Origin of the sequence: Hymenobacter ruricola, assembly GCF_015694525.1 — a bacterium.
GTDB classification, from domain to species: Bacteria; Bacteroidota; Bacteroidia; order Cytophagales; family Hymenobacteraceae; genus Hymenobacter; species Hymenobacter ruricola.
In genome coordinates this window covers 320908-340522 of record NZ_JADQDM010000002.1, presented here as the reverse complement: position 1 = coordinate 340522, position 19615 = coordinate 320908, and the positions used below count along the sequence as shown (strand labels likewise).

Below are 19615 nucleotides of genomic sequence, written 5' to 3'. Positions count from 1 at the left end.
TGCAGAGCGCAGCGAAGCATCTCGCATGCAGAAGCAATCTAATTGTGCAAACGTCAGGATTAGTGGTGGCATGCGAGATGCTTCGCTGCGCTCTGCATGACGTTCTTTTCATTTTAAACAAAGCCAACGCTACAAATCGCCCTTGGCGGCGCGACTCAGCAGTTCGCCGCGCGACTTCACGCGCAGCTTTTCATAAAGGCGCTTGACGTAGGTGTGCACGGTGTCGGGCGAGAGGCTGAGGCGGGCGGCCACTTGCTTTTCACTGAGGCCTTCGGTGAGGGCTTGCAACACCTGCTGCTCGCGGGCGCTCAACAGCTCCGGTTGCTGGCTGGGGGCGGGCTGGAAGTGCTGCAAGGCCTTGCGGGCCACGGAAGGGGAGAGGGCCGCCCCGCCGTTGAGCACGTCGAGGATGGCCTGCTTGTACTGGGGCAGGCTGGTGGCGTTTTTGATGACGTAGCCGGTGGCGCCGGCCCGCAGAGCCAGGAAGATGCGCTCGGGGTCGTCGTGCATGGTTTGCAGCACGATGTCGGTATCGGGCAGGCGTTTTTTGAGGGCGGGCAGGGCCTGGATGCCGGTTTGGCCGGGCAAACTCACGTCGAGCAGGATGACGCGGGGCGGCAGGGCCAGGTCCAGCTCTTTCCACAGGGCCTCGACGGAATCGACCACGATGGGGCAGCGGAACTCGGGCTGGTAGCAGAGGTACTCGCGGAGGAGTTCGCGCACCCGGGCATCGTCTTCCACGATGGCCACGCTGATGGGAAAGGCAATGGTTGTCATATCTACCGCAAAGGTGCAGGCGAATGGGCTCCCGGCCGGCGCCGGGCTTGTACCCTGTTTAGGGTACAAGCCCGGCGCGGCGCGGGGTGCGCGTCGGGCAGAGTTTTGTGGTGGCTAAACCTCTACGTCCTGACTTTATGCGAATTTTTACGCTTTTCCTGCGCCGGCCGCTGCTGCCGCTCCTGTTTATCCTGCTGCTGACCAGCGCGGCGGCCTGGGCCCAGCCCACCATCACGGGCCTCTCGCCCGCGAGCGGGGCGGCGGGCAGCAACGTCGTCATCACGGGCAGCGGCTTCACCGGCGCTACCAGCGTGCGCTTTGGGGAACTGTCGGCGGTGTTCACCGTCAATTCCAGTACCCAGATTACGGCCGTGGTGCCCCGGGCGGCCTCTACGCAGCTCCTCAACGTGACCACCGGCGCCGGTTTTGCTTTCTCGCCTGCCGCCTTTGCGGTGACGCGGGCCAGCAACAGCGTGAGCTACACCCTGGTGGCCAGCAACTTTGCCGGGGTGAACGCCGGGAACAACGCTGCGCCGGCCGTGGCCGACCTCGACGGCGACGGCCGGCTGGACCTGCTGGTGGGCCGGGCCGATGGCACCATTGGGCGCTACGAGCAAGCCACCGCCAACGGCACGGCCTTCACCAGCCTGGGCCTGCTGAGCACGGGTTCGGCCAACCTCAACATGGGCACCCAGGCCACGGTGGCCATTGTGGACCTGGAAGGCAACGGGCGTTTCAACCTGCTGCTGGGGCGCGGCGACGGCACCGTGAGCGAGTACGAGCAAACGGGCGTGGGGGCCGCTACCTTCGCGCTGGTGCAGAACAACTTCTCGGGCATTTCGACCACCAGCAACACGGTGCCCGGCATGACCGACCTCAACGTCGACGGCCGGCTGGAGCTACTGGTGGGCAAGGGCGACGGCATTACCAGCCACTCCCAGCAGACCTTCGAGAATACCGACCAGTTTTACCGCATCGATACCAACTTCAACAGCCTGCAGCTGTCGGGCAACGCCGCGCCGTTTTGCGTGGACCTGGATGGTAACGGGCGCATCGACATCCTGATGGGCGTGAGTGGCGGCACCCTCTACCGGTACGAGCAGGTGGCGGCCGGCAGCTTCACCGTTAGCCAGCTTTCCAGCAATTTTAACGGCATTTCGGCCGGTACCAACGCCAAGCCCTGCGTAACGGACATCGACGGCGACGGCATGCTGGACCTGTTGGTGGGCCGCGCCGACGGTACCATCGACCGCTACGAACAGGGCGTCGGCGCCAACGCGGCCCCCACCGACCTCAGCCTGAGCAACGCCAGCGCGGCCGAAAACCAGCCCCTGAACACCACGGTGGGCACCTTCAGCAGCAACGACCCGAACGCGGGCAACACCTTCACCTACACCTTTGCGGTGGGCGGGGCCGACAACGGCTCGTTCAACATCAGCGGCAACGCGCTTACGACTAATGGCGTGTTCGACTACGAAACCAAGAACAGCTACAGCGTCAAAATCCGCACCACCGACCAGGGCGGGCTGTTTTACGAGGAGACGTTCACCATCGGCGTGACTGACGTGGCCGAAATACCGACGGTGTCCGGCTTCAACCCCAACACCGGGCCGGTGGGCACCTCGGTCATTATTACCGGTACCCACTTCAACGACGCGGGCGCGGCTACGGTGAAGTTCAACGGCACCACCGCTACCGCCGTGACGGTGAACAGCAATACTCAGATTACGGCCACGGTGCCCGCGGGCGCCACCACGGGCACCATTTCGGTGGCCAATGCCGACGGGCTCGGCACCAGCACCGGCACGTTCACGGTGAGCACATCGGCCGACTTGTCGGTGACGCTGAGCGCGGCGCCTAACCCCGTGAATGAGGACGCCACCCTTACCTATACCCTCACGGTGAGCAACGCCGGGCCCAGCAGCGCCAGTGGCCTCACGGCCACGCTGGGGCTGCCGGCCGGGGCGGTGTTTATCTCGGCCGCCGGCACGGGCTGGGCGGCCTCGCAGTCGGGCGGTACCGTGACGGCCACCCGCACCAGCCTCGCCGTCGGGGCGGCGCCGGTCCTCACGGTGCAGATTCAGGCGCCCGGCCAGGGCGGCACCATCACGGCCACGGCCTCGGTGAGCAGCAGCACTTCCGACCCGAACCCGGCCAACAACTCGGCCAGCAATAACACCACCGTGAATGGCGTGAACGATGCGCCGGTGGCCACGGTGCCCGCCACCCAAACCACCGCCGAGGACACGCCCCTCACCTTCAGCACGGCCAACAACAACCTGCTGAGCGTGGCCGATGTGGACGCCGGCACGGGCAACCTGGAAATCACCCTGACGGGGGCCAACGGCACCTTCTCGCTCAGCCGCACCACGGGCCTGACGTTCACCATTGGCGATGGCACGGCCGATGCCTCGATGAAATTTCGGGGCACGCTCACGAACATCAACGCCGCCCTCAACGGGCTGGTGTTCACGCCCACGCTCAACTTCAACGGCACGGCCTCGCTGACGCTGGCCGCCAATGACCTGGGCAACACCGGCAGCGGCGGGGCCCTGTCCGATTCGGACATCGTGAGCATCACCGTGGGCTCGACGAACGACGCGCCGGCAGTCGCCACCACCGGCGGCAACACCACCTGGACGCAGGGCGCCGGCCCCGTGGCCGTGGATGCCGGTCTGACCGTGACTGATACCGACAACAATACCTTGGCTTCGGCCTCGGTGCGCCTGACCACCAACTTCCAAAGCACCCAGGACGTGCTGGCTTTCACGAACGCCAGCAGCACCATCTACGGCAACATCAGCGCCAGCTACGCCGCCGGCACGGGCATTCTCACGCTGACTTCGGCCGGGGCCGCGGCCACCAAGGCGCAGTGGCAGGCGGCTTTGCGGGCCATTACGTACAACAACACCGCCGGCACGCCCAACACGGCCACCCGCACCATGAGTTTTGTAGCCAATGACGGCAGCGCGGCCAGCGCCGCCGCCACCAAGAACATTGCCATCGCGCCCCGCACCGCCACCCCGCAGGTCGACACCCCTGACGACGGCAGCAGCACCAACGACAACACGCCCACCTACACCGGCACGGCCGTGTCCGGCAGCACCGTGGCGGTGTACGTCGACGGCGTCAGCATCGGTACCGTGACGGCCAACAATGGCAACGGCAACTGGAGCAAGACCCAGGCCACGGCCCTGAGCGAGGGCTCGCACACGGTTTACGCCACGGCCCAAACCAGCGGCCAGCCCGTGAGCCTGAACAGCGCCACCAACACCTTCACGGTGGATACCGTGGCGCCGACGGTGGTCATCAGCAGCTCGGCCGGGGCCTCGGGCAGCGGCACCAGCACCAGTCCCGTGCCGTTCACCATCACGTTTTCGGAAGGCGTGGCGAACTTCACCATTGCCGACGTGACGGTGGCGGGCGGCACCAAAAGCTCCCTGACCATAGTCAACGCCGGTCAGTACACCTTCACCGTGACGCCGAGCGGCGCGCCGTCCACCATCACGGTCAACGTGGGGGCGGCCAAAGCCCAGGATACGGCCGGCAACGACAACACGGCCGCCACCCAATTCACCATCACCTACGCGCTGCCGCCCACCATCACGGCTCTGAGCGTGAGCGCCGAGCTGCCGGGCATGCCCGTCACCATCACGGGCACGCGCTTTATTAATGGCAGCACCGTCACGTTCGGCGGGGTGGCGGCCAGCAGCGTGGTGTTTAATTCGGCTACCTCGCTCACGGCCACGGTGCCAGCGGGCGCGGCCGTGGGCAGCAGCGCCGTGGTAGTTACCACCACCGGGGTGAGCAGCAGCGGCAGCCCGGCCTTCGCCGTGCTCAAAGTGTACGACGCCGTGGCTAGCTGCCTGAGCACGGTGGCCTACACCACCACCGGCGACAGCAAATGGCACTACCTGCTGGCCAGCAATGGCCAAGTGGTAGCCGCCCTGCAGGATACCCGCGCCGCGCTGGGCGCAGTAAGCGTGCAGTTTCTCGTCGCCGGCACGGCCAGCGCGGTGCGCCAGGACGGCCGCGCCCACAAGTACCTCGACCGCAACTGGCGCCTGAGTGCCACCAATCCCACCTTCACAGGTGGCACTGTCAACGTCCGCTTCTACGGGCTGACTTCCGAGTTTGCCCGCCTGCAAGCCGCCGACCCATCGGTGGCGAGCTACGCCAGCCTGAAAAGCACCCAGTACAGCGGCCCGAATGAGGATTGCAGCCTGAGCAACAACGCCGCCACCGGCGAGTCGCGCACCCTGACGCTGAGTGCCAGCACCCCCGGCAATGGCGTGGCCTGGTTCGTGGCCCAGGCCCTTGTGCCCGACCACTTCTCCGAGTTTTACCTCACCGGCAGCAGCACGCCGCTGCCCGTCGAACTCACCGCCTTCACCGCCGAAGCCGAAGGCGCGACGGCCAGACTGATTTGGCGCACGGCTTCCGAGAAAAACAGCGCCCGCTTTGAAATCGAGCGCAGCCTGGACGGCAAGACTTTCGCCCGCATCGGCGAAGTGGCGGCGCAGGGCGACAAAGCCGGCGCTACCGACTACGCCTTCCGCGACGCCCAGACGCCCAAGTCGCCGGCCCTAGTCTACTACCGCCTGCGGCAAGTGGACGCCGACGGCACCTTCAGCTACTCGCCCGTGCGCGCCGTGACCGTTGGCGGAACTGGCCCGTTCACGCTATACCCTAACCCGGCCCGCTCGGCCGTAGCCGTGGCCGGCCTGGCGGCCGGCACGAAGGTCGAAGTGCTGGACGCCCTGGGCCGCGCCGTGGCCCACGCCACCGCCGAAGCCGATGGCACGGCCCGCCTCACGCTGCCCGCCGGGCTGGCCGCGGGCGTGTACGTGGTGCGTGGTGGGAGCCTGGCCCGCCGCCTGGTGGTGGAGTAAGCCTGCTTCCTCTGTCTGAAACCGGCTTGTACCCTGTTTAGGGTACAAGCCGGTTTTTGTTCCTATGGGACGCTAGTGAAATTTCGCAGCCTGAATTCAAGCTTTTACTTCTCACGCGCTTTCATTCAAACACCTCATATGAAGCTTCACTTACCCTTACTGGCTGCTGCGGCCGCTACACTTCCTTTTGCCGTTCAGGCGCAAAACGTGGGCATCGGCACGCCCACACCCAACGCCAAAGCGGCCCTCGACATCCGGGCCACCGACAAGGGCCTGCTGGTGCCGCGCCTGACGGCCGCCCAGCGCACGGCCATCACCAGCCCGCCGCAGGGCCTGATGGTGTATCAGACCGACGGCACCGCCAGTGGCGGCACGCAAACGGGCTTCTGGTACTACGCCGGCAACCCCGCCGCCTGGGTGTACCTGAACCCGACTCCCCCCGCCGTGGCTGCCGGCCCGGGCCTGAGCGCCAGCACCAGCGGCTCCACTACTACCGTGCGCCTGGGCGGCACCGCCCTCACGGCCGATACCGACGTGCCCCTGGGCACCAACGACCTGACCTTCTCGGGCACCGGCAACGTGGGCATCGGCACCACCACGGCCAACCTGCCGCTGACGGTGCAGGGCAACAGCACGAACGACGCCGTGCAGCTGCGCAACAACGTCGGCACCAACCGCTGGCACCTGGCCCTGACCACCAACGGCAGCAGCAACGCGCTGAACTTCTCGGAAAGCGGGGTGGCCGACTACCGCCTTTTTCTGGAGCCCGGCGGCAACGTAGGCATCGGCACCAACGACCCCCTCGCCAAATTCGACGTGAACGGCAGCACCCGCCTGCGCGGCCTGGCCGGCACCGGAAGCCGCATGGTGGTGGCCAACGCCGACGGCGACCTGAGCACCCAGGCCATTCCAAGCGGCACCCCCAGCGGCGCGGCCGGCGGCGACCTGACGGGCACCTACCCCAACCCCACGGTGGCTAATAACGCCATTAACAACGCCAAGCTGGCCGACAACGCCGTGACTAATGCCAAAGTAGCCGACGACGCCATTGGCATTGCCGAGCTGAGCGCCATCGGCACGCCCAGCAGCAGCACCTTCCTGCGCGGCGACAACTCCTGGGCCACCATCCCCGGCAGCAGCGGCTGGAGCCTGAGCGGCAACACCCTCGACGGCAATCAGTTCCTAGGCTCGAACAACAACGAAGACCTGATTTTCAAGCGCAACGGCGCGGAGGCCTTCCGGGTGTACAGCAACGGGCGGGTGACGTTGGGTAATAATTCACCTAGCTCCTTGTCGGTGATGCTGGGCTTCAACGCCGGCACCGCCATGACCACCGGCCAGGACAATACCCTCGTGGGGGCCAGGGCGGGGCAGGACTTCAACGCCGGCAACGCCACCTTCATCGGCTCCGGGGCGGGGCAGAGCACAACCGGCAGCGACAATACCCTGCTGGGCGCCTCCGCCGGCAACCGGCTGACCACCGGTACCAACAACGTATTCATCGGCACCCAGGCGGCCTATAATAGCGGCACGACCATTACCGGCAGCAGCAACGTCGTGGTGGGGGGCAGCGCTGGGAACGGGCTGACCACCAACACCAACAACATCCTGCTGGGCAGCAGCTCCAACGCCAGCGCCGGCCTCTACGATGCCTACGCCATCGGCGCCGGGGCCACCGTCACCCAGAGCAACTCGCTGGTTATCGGCGCCGCGAAAGGCACCAACAACGCCGTCAGCGTGGGCATCGGCACGTCGGCGCCCAACAGCAGCCTGCAGGTAAACGGCACCTTTGCCGTGGGCGTGCAGACCAGCTACGGCGGTGGCGGCGGCCCCGGCGCCGGCGCCAACGGCCTGGACCAGGGCCCGGTTAACCAGTCGGCCATCGGGGGCAGCTATTATGGCCTGGCGCCCAGCAGCACCAGCAACCAACACTACTTCCTGCCTAATGCCAACTCCTGCACGGGCCGAATCTACTACCTGCGCAACGGCGGCAGCATCGCGGCCAAACTCTCCAGCAACAGCTCTATCTTCGATGGCACGAACACCATCAGCAGCGGCAACACCTTCGACATGAGCACCACGGGCTCGTCCAAGGTCGTCACGGCCATCTCCGATGGCACAAACTGGATTATCATCCGCGCCGGCATCTAGGTCGTGGCCTGCCCGAAAATTTCGTTCCTGATGGAGATTCCCATGAAACAACTGCTTCTGCTTGCGCTGCTCCTGGGCGGGGTTCGCGCCGCTCACGCCCAGGACCTGACCAACAACGGCGCTACCCTAACGCTCACCGGCGGGGCCATCCTCTCCACCAGCGGCACGCTCCACAACGCCAGCGGCACGCTCGACCTGAGCAGCGGCGCCAACCAGCTCTACGTGGGCGGCAACCTGCTAAACGCCAGCGGCGCCACCCTCGTGCCCGGCAGCGCCAGCACCGTCACCCTCAATGGCACGGCCGCCCAGCAGCTCGACCTCCAGGGGGCCGGGCTGGCCAACCTCACGGTGAGCAACACCAGCGCTGGCGTGACCCTGCCCGCCAGCAGCAACGCCGACGTGGCCGGGACGCTCACGCTCACCAGCGGCCTAGTCACCACCGCCCCATCAGCCACCCTGCGGCTGCTGAACGGGGCCACGCTCTCGGGCGAAACCAGTACCCGCTACGTGGCTGGCAACCTAGTTGCCGTGAAGGCCAACGTGCCGGGCGGGGCCGCCACCGCCTTCCCCAACGGCTTCACCCTCACCCCAGCCGCCACCCTCACCAACCTGACCGTGACCCGCACGGCCGGCCTCAGCACTGCCCAGCTCAGCTACGGCACCAACGCCGGCGGCACCACCGCGGGCATCGACCAAATCTGGCGCACTTCGGCCCCGCTCACCGACGTCACGGTGCAGCTCACCTGGCTGTCGGCCAACGACCGGGGCCTCACCAACTTCGCCAGTACCCAGGTGTGGGCGCGCGCGGCCGCGCCGGTGGCAGGCGCCGGCTGGGCCCGCATCAGTGCTTCGCAGAACGCGGCCGCTACCCGCACCGCCACCGGCACGGTGCCGGCCGCTGGCAGCTTCTCCTTCTTCACGGTGGGCACCGCCGATGCGCCGCTGCCCGTGACCCTGGTCGAGTTCACGGCCCAGTCCGAAGGCCCGGCCGCCGTGCGCCTGCGCTGGGCCACCGCCACGGAGCTTAATAACGCCGGCTTCACCGTCGAGCGCAGCCTTGACGGGCAATCGTTCACGAACATCGGCACGGTGGCGGGCGCGGGTAGCGCCACTACCCGCCACGACTATACCCTACTTGATACGAAACTGCCGGCCGACGCGCCCGTGCTCTACTACCGCTTGCGCCAGGTGGATACCGACGGCTCCACCAGCTACTCCGCCATCCGTATGGTGCAATTCGCCGGGGCAGCCAAGCCCAGTTTCGTGCTCTATCCCAACCCGGCCCAGCGCGCCACCACGGCCGCCGGCCTGCCCGCCAACGCCCTCGTCGAAGTGCTGGATGCCACCGGCCGCCGCGTGGCCCGCGCCACCACCGATGCCACTGGCACCGCCCACCTCGCCCTGCCCGAACACCTTCCCGCCGGCGTGTACGTGGTGCGCACCAGTGCCGAAGCGCGCCGGCTGGTAGTGGAGTAAGAACAAGCTTCTCGCAACAGGAAAGCCGCTTCTCAGAGCCTGGGAAGCGGCTTTCCTGTGAGCAGCGCGAACGTTGTAGTTCGCGTGGCAGAACGATTTAGCCGAACGGCGCGGGGACGCGAACTGCACAGTTCGCGCTACTTTCCAACGGCGCTAAGCCGCTGCCGTAGTCATCGGAACCGTGGTTTCGGCGCTGGTGCGGGCGGCTTCCCAGCCCAGCATCACGGCTTTGCGCGGCGCCCCCCAGCGGTACTGGCCAAATTCTCCCGTGCCGCGAATGACGCGGTGGCAGGGGATGAGGTAGCCCACTGGGTTGGCCCCAATGGCAGTGCCGGCGGCGCGCACGGCCGCACTGTTCTCCGCCGCCACGGCGAGCTGCGAATAGGTGCGCAGCTGGCCCTCCGGGATGCGCAGCAGCGACTCCCAGATTTTGAGCTGAAACGCGGTGCCTTTCAGGTGCAAATGCAGCCGGTCGGTAGGAGCGAAGTCACGGGCGAAAAACCGCGCTACTTGTGCGTGGGCGGCGGTTTCGGCCTGCATGAGCAAGGCGTTGGGCCATTCCAGCCGGAGCTCGGCCAGGGCAGCCTGTTCGTCTTCGACGAATACCAGCTTGCAGATGCCTTTGGCGGTGGAAGCCACCAGGTACGTCCCAAACGGACTCTCGCCGAAGCTGTACTGAATGGCCAGCGCGGCGCCGCCGTGGCGGTATTCGCCGGGTGTCATGGCCTCCAGCGTCACGAACAGGTCGTGCAGGCGGCCGGTGCCGGACAGGCCCGTTTCATAAGCTGCATCGGCTACCGAGGCTTGTTGGCGCAGCATCTGCTTGGCGTGGTCGAGGCTGAGATACTGCAGAAATTTCTTGGGCGACACCCCGGCCCACTCCTGAAACTTGCGCTGAAAGTGAAACGGGCTCCAATGGGCCTGTTCGGCCAATTCTTCCAAGCCGGGTTGGGCCTGGAAATTGGCGCGCAGGTAGGTCAGGGCAGCGGCGATACGTTGGTAGTCAGTCATGGCACTTTGGGGGTGGAGTGACTACAAAATTCGCGCGGCCGCTCTGCGCCCCAAACCCGATTCTTGCGCTCTTTCTTGCAGGCCTATTTCTCGATTTTTACGCCCTTCCAAAACGCCACGCGGCCCTTAATTTCCTTGGCGGCGTCTTTGGGCTCGGGGTAGTACCAGGCGGCGTCTTTGTTTTTCTCGCCGTTCACGTTCAGGGAGTAGTAGCTGGCGCGGCCTTTCCAGGGGCAGGTAGTTTGGGCGATGCTGTCCTCGAAAAATTCTTTTTTGATGGCTTCAGCGGGGAAATAATGGTTGTTTTCAACCACGACGGTGTCGTCGCTTTCGGCGATGACGGTGTTGTTCCAGATGGCTTTCATGGGTGGGAAGTAGCGCGAAACTCCAGCTTCGCGTGTCGTTGAACAAAAGCGGCGTAGGCAAATTGCGCGGCCGAAACGTGAAGCTGGAGCTTCGCGCTACGTCTGATTGAACATTGCCCGCGCCGCGCTTGTTTTCGCAGTCCTACCTGAAAGAAGAATATTATGGCCGTTGGCTTCCGCTTCCGCGATTTTGTGCCCGAAGACCAGCCCGAAAAGGGCTTTGAGTCGTTGTTTAAGCTGTTTATGCAGCTCGTTACCATCACCTCCGGCGACGTGGGCGAGGCCCTGCAGTGGCTCAACGAGCTCGACAAGCAGTACGGCCTTACCGACGACAACTACGGCATGGGCAACTTCATCGACGACCTGAAGAAAAAAGGCTACATCGATGAGAACGAGCAGGAAAAGGGCGAATTCAAGATTACGCCCAAAACCGAGCAGGGCATCCGCAAGAGTGCCTTGGAGGAGATTTTTGGCAAGCTGAAAAAGAGCAGCACCGGCAACCACCGCACCCCCCACACCGGCCAGGGCGACGAGCAGAGCACCGACCTGCGCGAATTCCGCTTCGGCGACTCGCTCGAGCAGATTCAGATGTCCGAGTCCATCCGCAACGCCCAGCTCAACCACGGCATGGACGGCGACGACTTCATGCTGACCGAAGGCGACCTCGAAGTGCGCGAAAACGAGCACAAGTCGCAGACCAGCACGGTGTTGATGATTGACATCTCGCACTCCATGATACTCTACGGCGAGGACCGCATCACGCCGGCCAAGAAGGTGGCCATGGCCCTGGCCGAGCTCGTGAAGCAGAAGTACCCCAAGGACTTCCTCGACGTCATCGTGTTCGGCAACGACGCTTGGCAGATTGAGGTGAAAGACTTGCCCTACCTGCAAGTGGGCCCCTACCACACCAACACCGTGGCCGGCCTGGAACTGGCCATGGACCTGCTCCGCAAGCGCAAAACGCCCAACAAGCAGATTTTCATGATTACCGACGGCAAGCCCACCTGCCTGAAGGAAGGCAACGGCTACTACAAAAACGCCTTCGGCCTCGACCGCAAAGTGGTGAACAAGACCCTGAACCTGGCCGCCGCTGCCCGCCGCGTCAAGATTCCCATCACCACCTTCATGATTACCTCCGACCCGTATTTACAGAAGTTCGTGGAGGAATTCACGGAGGTGAACCAGGGCAAAGCGTACTATTCCGGCCTTAAAGGGCTGGGGCACCTGGTGTTCGAGGACTATAAGAAGAACCGCCGCAAGACGCTGTAACTCGATATGAGAAAGCTTTTTGGACGTGTAGGCAGTGTCATTATTTTGAGCCTGGTTGCTGTTACGCTCCTCTATGCGATGCTCATGTTGTTTGGAATGTCTTGGTTTATCCCCACCGAGTGGGGCGGGGCCACTCAATAGGTACTGCGCTTAACGCGACTGGGTGAGTCGGCGCCACTGCTGTTTCACCCAGTGCCCGCGCCACATCCACAGGCCGCTGAGTATCACCAGCGGCATGAGGACCCAGCGCACCATGCGCGCTGCTTCCGGGATGCTGGCCACCGGGCCGTAGATGTAGCCCACCAGGGGGATGCTGGCCAGCGTGTGGAACCACCGCAGCAGCTGGCGTTCGGTCGATGCTTTCATGCGGAAGTAGACGAAAACGAACGCCAGTTGCTTTAACTATCCCACCGGCGCTACGGGTGCTGGCTGCTGGCCAGGCGCACGGCTTCGTATAGATTGACGATGCCGCCGGTGCGCGAGAGCGTGGCAAAATCGACCAGCTGCTTGGTGCCGGGCTTGAGAACCTGCGTGTGAACCGGCGCGGCCGACGCCAGAATGATGCGCTTGAGGTCGGCGGGGGTGAGGTACGGGAAATTGACTTTGAGCACGGCCGCCATGCCGGCCACCGCCGGCGTGGCCATGCTGGTGCCACTCATCGGGCGGTACTCGTTGCCGGGAAAGGTTGACACGATGTCGACGCCGGGCGCAAACACGTCCACCGCCTGCCGGCCGTAGTTTGAGAACCGGGCCACGAGGCGTTCGTCGTTGGTGCGGGCGCTGGCGCCTACGGTAATCAGGTTTGGAATGGTTTGGCCGTTGAGGTAGCGGCCCGTGGGGTATTGCAGCGTGCTGTCGACGTTGAGGTGGTCGTTGCCGGCGGCGTGCACCAGCAGCACGCCCTTGGTGTTGGCGTAGCGGATGGCCTCGTCGACGACGCTTTTATCGGGCGAGAAGTACTTGCCGAAGCTCATGCTGACGACGCTGGCGCCGTTGTCGACGGCGTAGCGGATGGCATTGGCCACATCCTTGTCACGTTCGTCGCCATCAGGAATGCAGCGCACGCTCAGAATGCGCACCTGCTCGGCCACGCCGCGTACGCCGAGGTTGTTGGCGCGGTCGGCCGCGATGATGCCGGCGCAGTGCGTGCCGTGCCCGGTGCCGTGGTAATCGAGGCGGGTTTGCAGGTTGTTGTTGCCGTAATGGCGCTCGGTGAGGTCGGCGGGATGCTCGCCGGCCAGCGGCTGCGGGCGGTAGTTCAGGTTATACGCGTAGTCGAGGCGCAGCTTCAGCTCCGCGTTGTAGCGGATGTAGCGGTTGAGTAGCGAGTCGGTGTTGGGCGTGCGCCCGCGCATACCCCGGTAGTAGTAAGCCGCCTGGCGGGCCAGCGCCGTATCGGCCGCGGCGGGCGGGCGGTGCAGAAAGGCCGAATCGAGCACGGCCACGCCGTAGCCTTTTTTGAGGGCGGCGAGGCGGGCGCGGTCTTCGGCCAGGGCCTGAGCGTCTTTCTGGTAAGCGGCTTCGGCTTCGGCCCGCTTGAGGGCGTAGGTTTTTTTGGCGCGCTCATACAGGCGGAACTCCGCCTGTTTGGCGGCCGGCACCGTGGCCAGGGTTTTGCCTTCGTACAGCGGCTTTAGCCGGGCGTAGAGGCGGGTTTCTTCTTTCTGGCTCTCGAAGACGTTGCGGCCGTCGGCCCCGCCCATGAAGTTCCAGCCGTACACGTCGTCGGCGTAGCCGTTGTGGTCGTCGTCGCGGCCGTTGGCAGGTATTTCGTTGGGGTTGTGCCACAGCACACGGCGCAGGTCAACGTGCGCGGTGTCGATGCCGCCATCAATGACGGCCACGATGAGGGGGCGGGCGGTTGGCTTGTTCGGCAAAGCGCGCAGTAGCTCGTAAGCCCGGTCGGTGCTGATGCCCATGGCCTTGTCGACGGCGGGGTCGAGGTGGTGCCACTGTGGCAGAGGGTCTTGGGCGTGGCTGGCAATGGACAGCAGGCAAAGAGAGAAAGCAAAGCGGAAGGTGTGGGGCATGAAAGGATAAGTTGAGTCGTGATTTCGGCTGCAAAGCACGGCGGCCGACGGTAGCAACTGTTTCGCGCATGTTGCATTCAGTTGCTGATTTAGGGCCGGGGGCCGGTTTTTCGCGAAAGCTGGTGTGAAAACCTGCTTCAGGGCCTTTAGGAAGCCCAAACCCCAGCGCTCTCCGTGGTTGCCGCAAGCCCCGGCGCCAACCGCTGCCACGGCCTGAACCTCAGGCCCCCTTTCGCGGTTAAAGACCTTGGGAAGCCAGTTTCCCGCCAACGCCCTTTATGAAGCACGACAACATCCAGACCCTGGGCCAGCTTCGCGCCAGTGGTTACCAGCCCCGCAGCGTGAAACAAGAGCTCCGGGAAAACCTGATTCAGAAGCTCAAAAACAAAGAAGAAGTATTCCCCGGCATCTTCGGCTACGAGGAAACTGTGATTCCGGAGCTGCAGCGCGCCATCCTGGCCGGGCACCACATCAACCTGCTGGGCTTGCGTGGCCAGGCCAAAACCCGCATCGCGCGCCTGCTCATCAACCTGCTCGATGAGTACATGCCCGTGGTGGCCGGCTCCGAGCTCAACGACGACCCGCTGCAGCCGCTGTCGGTGTTTGCCAAAAACCTCATTGCCGAGAAAGGCGACGATACGCCCGTGACGTGGATGCACCGCAACGAGCGCTACACCGAGAAGCTGGCCACGCCCGACGTGTCGGTGGCCGACCTCATCGGCGACGCCGACCCCATCAAAGCCGCCACGCTGAAACTGCCGTACTCCGACGAGCGGGTGATTCACTTCGGGCTGATTCCGCGCGCGCACCGCGGCATTTTCGTGATTAACGAGCTGCCCGACCTGCAGGCGCGCATCCAGGTGTCGCTGTTCAACATTCTGCAGGAAGGCGACATCCAGATTCGCGGCTTCAAGGTGCGGCTGCCGCTGGATATTCAGTTCGTGTTCACGGCCAACCCCGAGGACTATACCAACCGCGGCAGCATCGTGACGCCGCTCAAGGACCGGATTGACGCCCAGATTATCACGCACTATCCGAAATCCATCGAAATCGGCAAGCGCATCACCAAGCAGGAGGCCCGCATCAAAGACGAGCAGCGCGGCATGGTGACGAGCAACGAAATCATCCACGACCTCGTGGAGCAGGTGGCCGTGGAGGCCCGCGGCTCCGAGTTCGTGGACGCCAAGTCGGGCGTGTCGGCCCGTCTCACCATATCGGCCTACGAGCAGGTGATTGCGGGCGCCGAGCGCCGGGCGCTGGTGAACGGCGAAAGCAACACCTACGTGCGCCTGGGCGACTTCATTTCGGCCGTACCGGCCGTGACGGGCAAGGTGGAACTGGTGTACGAGGGCGAGCAGGAGGGCGCCGGCATCGTGGCCGAGAAGCTGATGGGCAAGGCCATCCGCACGCTGTTCCTGAACTATTTCCCCGACCCCGACAAGAGCAAGAAGCTCAAAAACCGCCCCTCGCCTTACAAAACGGTGCAGGAGTGGTTCGGCAACGGCCACACGCTGGACCTGCTGCACGACGCCAGCACCGAGGACTACAAAAAGGCCCTCGACCAGGTGCCCGGCCTGCGCGACATCGTGACCGAGTTGCACCCCAACGAGACGCCCGAGCACACCTACTTCCTCATGGAATTCCTGCTCCACGGCCTGAGCGAGCACAGCCTGATTTCGCGCAACCGCCTCACCTCGGGCGCGCAGTTCAAGGACCTGTTGTCGTCGATGTTCACCATGCCGAGCTTCGGCGATGATGACGACGAGGACGAAGAAGAGGAGAAGCCGCGCCGCCGGCGGTAGAGCCGGTGGTAGTATAAATGCCCCGCAGGGGTTCGTACTACCATCAACCAACCACAAACGCCCCGCGTACCCCGGTACGCGGGGCGTTTGTATTTACGCCCCTCCCGTTATGCCCAAAACCTATCCGCCCAATACCTTTTCCGTCTTCAACGTCGTGTTCGGCATTGCGGGCAGCTTGTTCATCCGCTTCCTGCAGGCCATGCTGGTGGGCGTGCTGGTGCTGCTGCTATGGTGGGGCGGGCGCGCGGCCTACACGGCGCTCACCGAAACCAGGGCGCCGCTGGCGGCCGAGCCGGCGGCGCTGCCCGGCATCGTTCCGCCCCGGCCGCCGCGCTACGAGCCCGTGACCGACGCGGCAGCCCTGCTGCAACCGGCCGAGGAAGACAGCCTGCGCGCCCGGCTGTTTCGGTTCGAAAAAGCCACCACCGCCCAGCTGGTCATCGTCACGGTGCCCCGCCTCGGGGCCGAGCCGCTGGAGGACGTGGCCCAGCGCCTGTTCAATACCTGGGGCATCGGGCGGCGCGAAACCAACAACGGCCTGCTGGTGCTGGTGGCCCGGCGCGAGCACCGCATCCGCATCCAGACGGGCTACGGCCTGGAGGGCGCCGTGCCCGACGCCACCGCCTACCGCCTCATCACCGACGTGCTGGAGCCGGCCTTCAAGCAGGGGAAATACTACGTGGGGCTGGACGCGGCCACCGCCCAACTCATGCGCCTGATGCGGGGCGAGGAGGCCTCGTTTGCGCGGCCGGCCGCGCTGGGCGGCTTCGCGGCGGGCCTCACCGAGGGGATGATGAAGGGGGGGCTGTTTGGCCTGTGGGGGCTGCTGCTGCTGTGGCAGTGCCGGCGCAACGGCGGCCTCATCGGCCTGTGGGCCTGGACCAAGAGCGACTGGTGGCTCAGCGGCTCGGGCAGCGGGCGCAGCCGGCGCGATTGGTCGTCGGGCTCGTCGGGCAGTAGCAGTTCGGGTAGCTCCGGCTCTAGCAGCAGTAGCAGCTGGGGCGGGGGCAGCAGTGGCGGCGGCGGGGCCAGCGGGGGCTGGTAGGAGCGGCGCGCCTGCGGCTTTCGCCTATATTCGCGCTCATGATTAAGTCAGTTCGCCTTGTCAATTTCTTCGGCTTCGGCGATTGCACCGTGGAACGGGAGCCGGACCTGAACGCGCTGGTGCATTAGCGGCAGTGGGAAAAGTAACTTCCTGCGGGCGTTTCAATAGAAGGCGGTCTTCACCGGCAATGAGAACCGACGCTTATGAAGACACCGCCCCGGCCACCCGTGGCACACCCTGAGCGGCGATGCTCAGGAATCAATCCCTCCAAGCAGTAGCCAGATTGCCATTTGCCAGCAACCAATCCCTGAAATCCAGAGATGAATCAACAAAAACGGGGGATTGATTCGTGAAATTCACGAATCAATCCCCCGTTTTCACGAATGGACCCCTATTTTTTAGTGTCCGTCTTGGTTTTGGGGCCTGTGGGGAAGCGTTTGCTCATGGTGTCGATTTCGGCCACGCCGGGCGTCTTGCCTTTGTCCAGCTGGCCGTCTTTGTATGCGTCGCGGGCCAGGTCCATGGCCTGGGCGCCGCTGGCCAGGCGCACCGTGCCGAGCAGGGCGGCCAGGGCCTGGGTTTTGGTCAGCAGCTCGTCGGCGTCGGCGAAAGTGGTGGCCCAGGTGGGGTACTCGGCAATCATTTCGTCGGTGATGGTGCGGCGCAGCACCTGCGGGTAGTTGGCCAGCAGCTTGGTGGCTTCCTGCACGAAGGGCACGCTCTCGCGGCCCATGGCCCCGGAGGCGAGGCTTTTCTGCTCGGCGTCGGTGAGGGTGACGGTGTAGGGGTGCAGCTTGTCGAGGGCCTGCTGGAGCAGGGCCAGCACGTCCTTCTTGACGGCGGCGGGGATGGGAGTGGTAACGGTTGCCATAAAACGGAAACGGGGTGTTGGGTAGAAAAAGTGCCTGACCGTCAAGCCGGGCCGTGAGCAAGGTAGGTAGAAAAAGCCCGTCCGTTCCATACCGGCATTTTTTTGTTTTCACCGGGCCCGGGTCCGGTCAGCGGGCCGTGGGGCAGCGCCCCCGCCCAGTTGCCGGGCTACTTTCCCGTGCGGGCCTGCGCGCCGCCCGCTTCCAGCGCCCGCAGGCGCTGCTCGAAGCTGCCGAGGCTGGCTTGCTGTTGCTGCACCTGCGTTTCCAAGGCATTATTTCTGGTTTCAAGGCCGGCATTCTTGGCGGCTAGTTCCTTGAGGGCTTCGAGGAGCACCGGCGTGAGCCGGGCGTAGTTCACGCTCTTGTAGCCGGCTTCATCGGTGCGCACCAGCTCGGGGTAGAACTGCTCCAGCTCCTGGGCCAGCAGGCCAATCTGCTCCTGGCCGGCCGTGCCGCCGCGCTGCACGCCCAGCGCATTCCACTGGTAGCGCACGCCGCGCAGCTGCTGCACGGCGGCCAGCGCGCCCGTCAGCGGGCGCACCTGCTGCTTGAAGCGGGCGTCCGACGTCAGGGTCACGCCGGCGGCCGTCACGGTGCCCTGGAAGTTGGCCGAGCCGTCGGCGTTCAGGCGCAGGGCATTCACCAGGTTGCCGTTGCTGGTGGTGCGCAGCGTCAGGCCGATGTTGGTGGTGGTGGCGGGGTTGGGCACCCGGGCCTGCAGGTAAGCCGTGCCCGAGGTGCCGCCGTAGGGCGCCAGGTAGAGGTGGCCGGGCAGGAACACGCTCTGGTCCGGCACGCCAACGTTGGGGTCATTCACCAGGTAGGTGTTGCCCGGGCCGGCCACGTCGAGGGTGCCGCGCGGGGTGGTGGTGCCAATGCCCAGGCCGGTCACGTTCAGGCGCATCCGCTCCACGTAGCCACTGGTGGCGGTGGTCAGCCAGGCGTGGTAGCCCGTCACCAGCGCGGTGCCCGGCCCGGCGTAGGCGAGCACGCCCCAGTTCGTGCCGAGGCCCAGCTTGGGGCCGGCCGCGCCCTGGTCCGTGTAGCAAATCTTGTCGCCGTCGGCCCGGCCCAGCTGCAGAGTGCCGCTCACCACGGCGCTGCCGTTCACGTCCAGCTTCTGGGTGGGCGTGCTGGTGCCGATGCCCACGCGGGCGCCGAACGCGCTCAGGTACACGGCACTGCCGCTTTGCAGCCAGGGCGGGGTGGCAAAGGCCACGGCCCCGCTGGCCTGCTGCGTGAGCACTTGGCCAGGCTGGCCAGGCCGGGCAGGCAGGGTGTAGGCGCGGTCGCCCTCTTGCACGAAGTAGGTGACGGGCCGCTCGTTCGAGGGGGCGTGCGGCAGGCCGCCGGTGAGGGCGCAGCCGTTGGTGCCGTCCAGCTCCTGGGCGTAGCTGGCCGGGTAGCTGGTGTCCTCGGTGGCCACCAGGTCGTTGGTGCTGTAGCCGTTGTTGTCGAAGCACAGTTCCACCAGCAGGTTGCTGGTGCCGTCCCACTGGAAGCTGCCCAGGTTGAAGGGGTGCAGGTTGCGGCCCGCGGTGGTGGTGTAAGTGCTGGCGTGCACCGGCGTGAGCGTGCCCGGCGCCGGAAACGCCCCGGGCACCGACGTGGCCGTGGTGGTGCCCATCTTGATGCTGAAGTTGGCAAAGGGCTGCCAGCCGCTGCCCCGGCGATGGGCGCGTCGGTCTGGTACACCAGCAGGCCGGGTGCGGGGGGCGGCACCGCGCCCTGGCCCATGCCCAGGCGCTGGGCCGACGTGAGGCGGGGCAGCAGGGCCCCCTTGGCGCTACTCACCACGTCGAGGGCGGCCGAGGCGTCGGGGGCGGTGGTGCCAATGCCCACGCCGCCGGTCTGGGCGCGGGCGGCGGGTGACAACAGGAGGAAGAGGGCGAAAAAACGGAGAAATTGGGTCATGACACTGCCAG

At 65.3% G+C, this 19615-nt stretch carries 13 protein-coding genes; 6 read left to right on the top strand and 7 right to left on the bottom strand.

Features of this window, described 5'->3' with window-relative positions; translation table 11 throughout:
- Positions 1–129: 129 nt before the first annotated feature.
- Positions 130–777: a LuxR C-terminal-related transcriptional regulator gene (locus I2H31_RS05480; RefSeq protein WP_196291996.1), complete on the bottom strand. Its 648-nt coding sequence runs from the start codon at positions 775–777 to the stop codon at positions 130–132.
- Positions 778–914: 137 nt separating this feature from the next.
- Between I2H31_RS05480 and I2H31_RS05475 the strand changes: the two genes are divergently transcribed.
- From I2H31_RS05475 to I2H31_RS05465, 3 genes are all read left to right on the top strand, one after another.
- Positions 915–5669 (top strand): IPT/TIG domain-containing protein, encoded by a 4755-nt coding sequence (locus I2H31_RS05475; protein ID WP_196291995.1) that lies wholly within the window; start codon positions 915–917, stop codon positions 5667–5669.
- 138 nt (positions 5670–5807) lie between these two features.
- Complete coding sequence (locus I2H31_RS05470) at positions 5808–7820, top strand: beta strand repeat-containing protein (protein ID WP_196291994.1); 2013 nt, start codon at positions 5808–5810, stop codon at positions 7818–7820.
- A 42-nt stretch (positions 7821–7862) separates the two neighbouring features.
- On the top strand, positions 7863–9296 hold the full coding sequence (locus I2H31_RS05465; RefSeq protein ID WP_196291993.1) for a T9SS type A sorting domain-containing protein: 1434 nt from the start codon (positions 7863–7865) through the stop codon (positions 9294–9296).
- Between the two features lie 153 nt (positions 9297–9449).
- On the opposite strand, the gene I2H31_RS05460 is transcribed toward I2H31_RS05465, so the two are convergent.
- Entirely contained in the window at positions 9450–10307 is an 858-nt protein-coding gene (locus I2H31_RS05460; protein ID WP_196291992.1) for a bifunctional transcriptional activator/DNA repair enzyme AdaA, read from the bottom strand.
- 83 nt (positions 10308–10390) lie between these two features.
- Complete coding sequence (locus I2H31_RS05455) at positions 10391–10672, bottom strand: DUF427 domain-containing protein (RefSeq protein WP_196291991.1); 282 nt, start codon at positions 10670–10672, stop codon at positions 10391–10393.
- Positions 10673–10834: 162 nt separating this feature from the next.
- Here I2H31_RS05455 and I2H31_RS05450 point away from each other — a divergent pair, with 162 nt between their 5' ends.
- Positions 10835–11941, top strand: a complete 1107-nt coding sequence (locus I2H31_RS05450; RefSeq protein WP_196291990.1) for a vWA domain-containing protein — start codon at positions 10835–10837, stop codon at positions 11939–11941.
- A 150-nt stretch (positions 11942–12091) separates the two neighbouring features.
- Here the strand turns inward: I2H31_RS05450 and I2H31_RS05445 are convergent, their stop codons facing one another.
- Together I2H31_RS05445 and I2H31_RS05440 are read right to left on the bottom strand one after the other, a co-directional pair.
- A complete protein-coding gene (locus I2H31_RS05445; protein WP_196291989.1) occupies positions 12092–12307 on the bottom strand; it encodes a hypothetical protein in 216 nt (71 codons plus the stop codon).
- Positions 12308–12357: 50 nt separating this feature from the next.
- Complete coding sequence (locus tag I2H31_RS05440; protein ID WP_196291988.1) at positions 12358–13971, bottom strand: S8 family serine peptidase; 1614 nt, start codon at positions 13969–13971, stop codon at positions 12358–12360.
- A 278-nt stretch (positions 13972–14249) separates the two neighbouring features.
- On the opposite strand from I2H31_RS05440, the gene I2H31_RS05435 reads away from it, so the two are divergent.
- Together I2H31_RS05435 and I2H31_RS05430 are read left to right on the top strand one after the other, a co-directional pair.
- Positions 14250–15773 (top strand): sigma 54-interacting transcriptional regulator, encoded by a 1524-nt coding sequence (locus I2H31_RS05435; RefSeq protein ID WP_196291987.1) that lies wholly within the window; start codon positions 14250–14252, stop codon positions 15771–15773.
- A 109-nt stretch (positions 15774–15882) separates the two neighbouring features.
- Positions 15883–16818 carry a TPM domain-containing protein gene (locus I2H31_RS05430; RefSeq protein ID WP_196291986.1) on the top strand — a complete coding sequence of 312 codons (936 nt, stop codon included), beginning with the start codon at positions 15883–15885 and terminating at the stop codon, positions 16816–16818.
- A gap of 391 nt (positions 16819–17209) precedes the next feature.
- On the opposite strand, the gene I2H31_RS05425 is transcribed toward I2H31_RS05430, so the two are convergent.
- Positions 17210–17689 (bottom strand): hypothetical protein, encoded by a 480-nt coding sequence (locus tag I2H31_RS05425; protein ID WP_196291985.1) that lies wholly within the window; start codon positions 17687–17689, stop codon positions 17210–17212.
- A gap of 167 nt (positions 17690–17856) precedes the next feature.
- Positions 17857–19317, bottom strand: a complete 1461-nt coding sequence (locus I2H31_RS05420; RefSeq protein ID WP_196291984.1) for a tail fiber domain-containing protein — start codon at positions 19315–19317, stop codon at positions 17857–17859.
- Positions 19318–19615 lie beyond the last annotated feature (298 nt).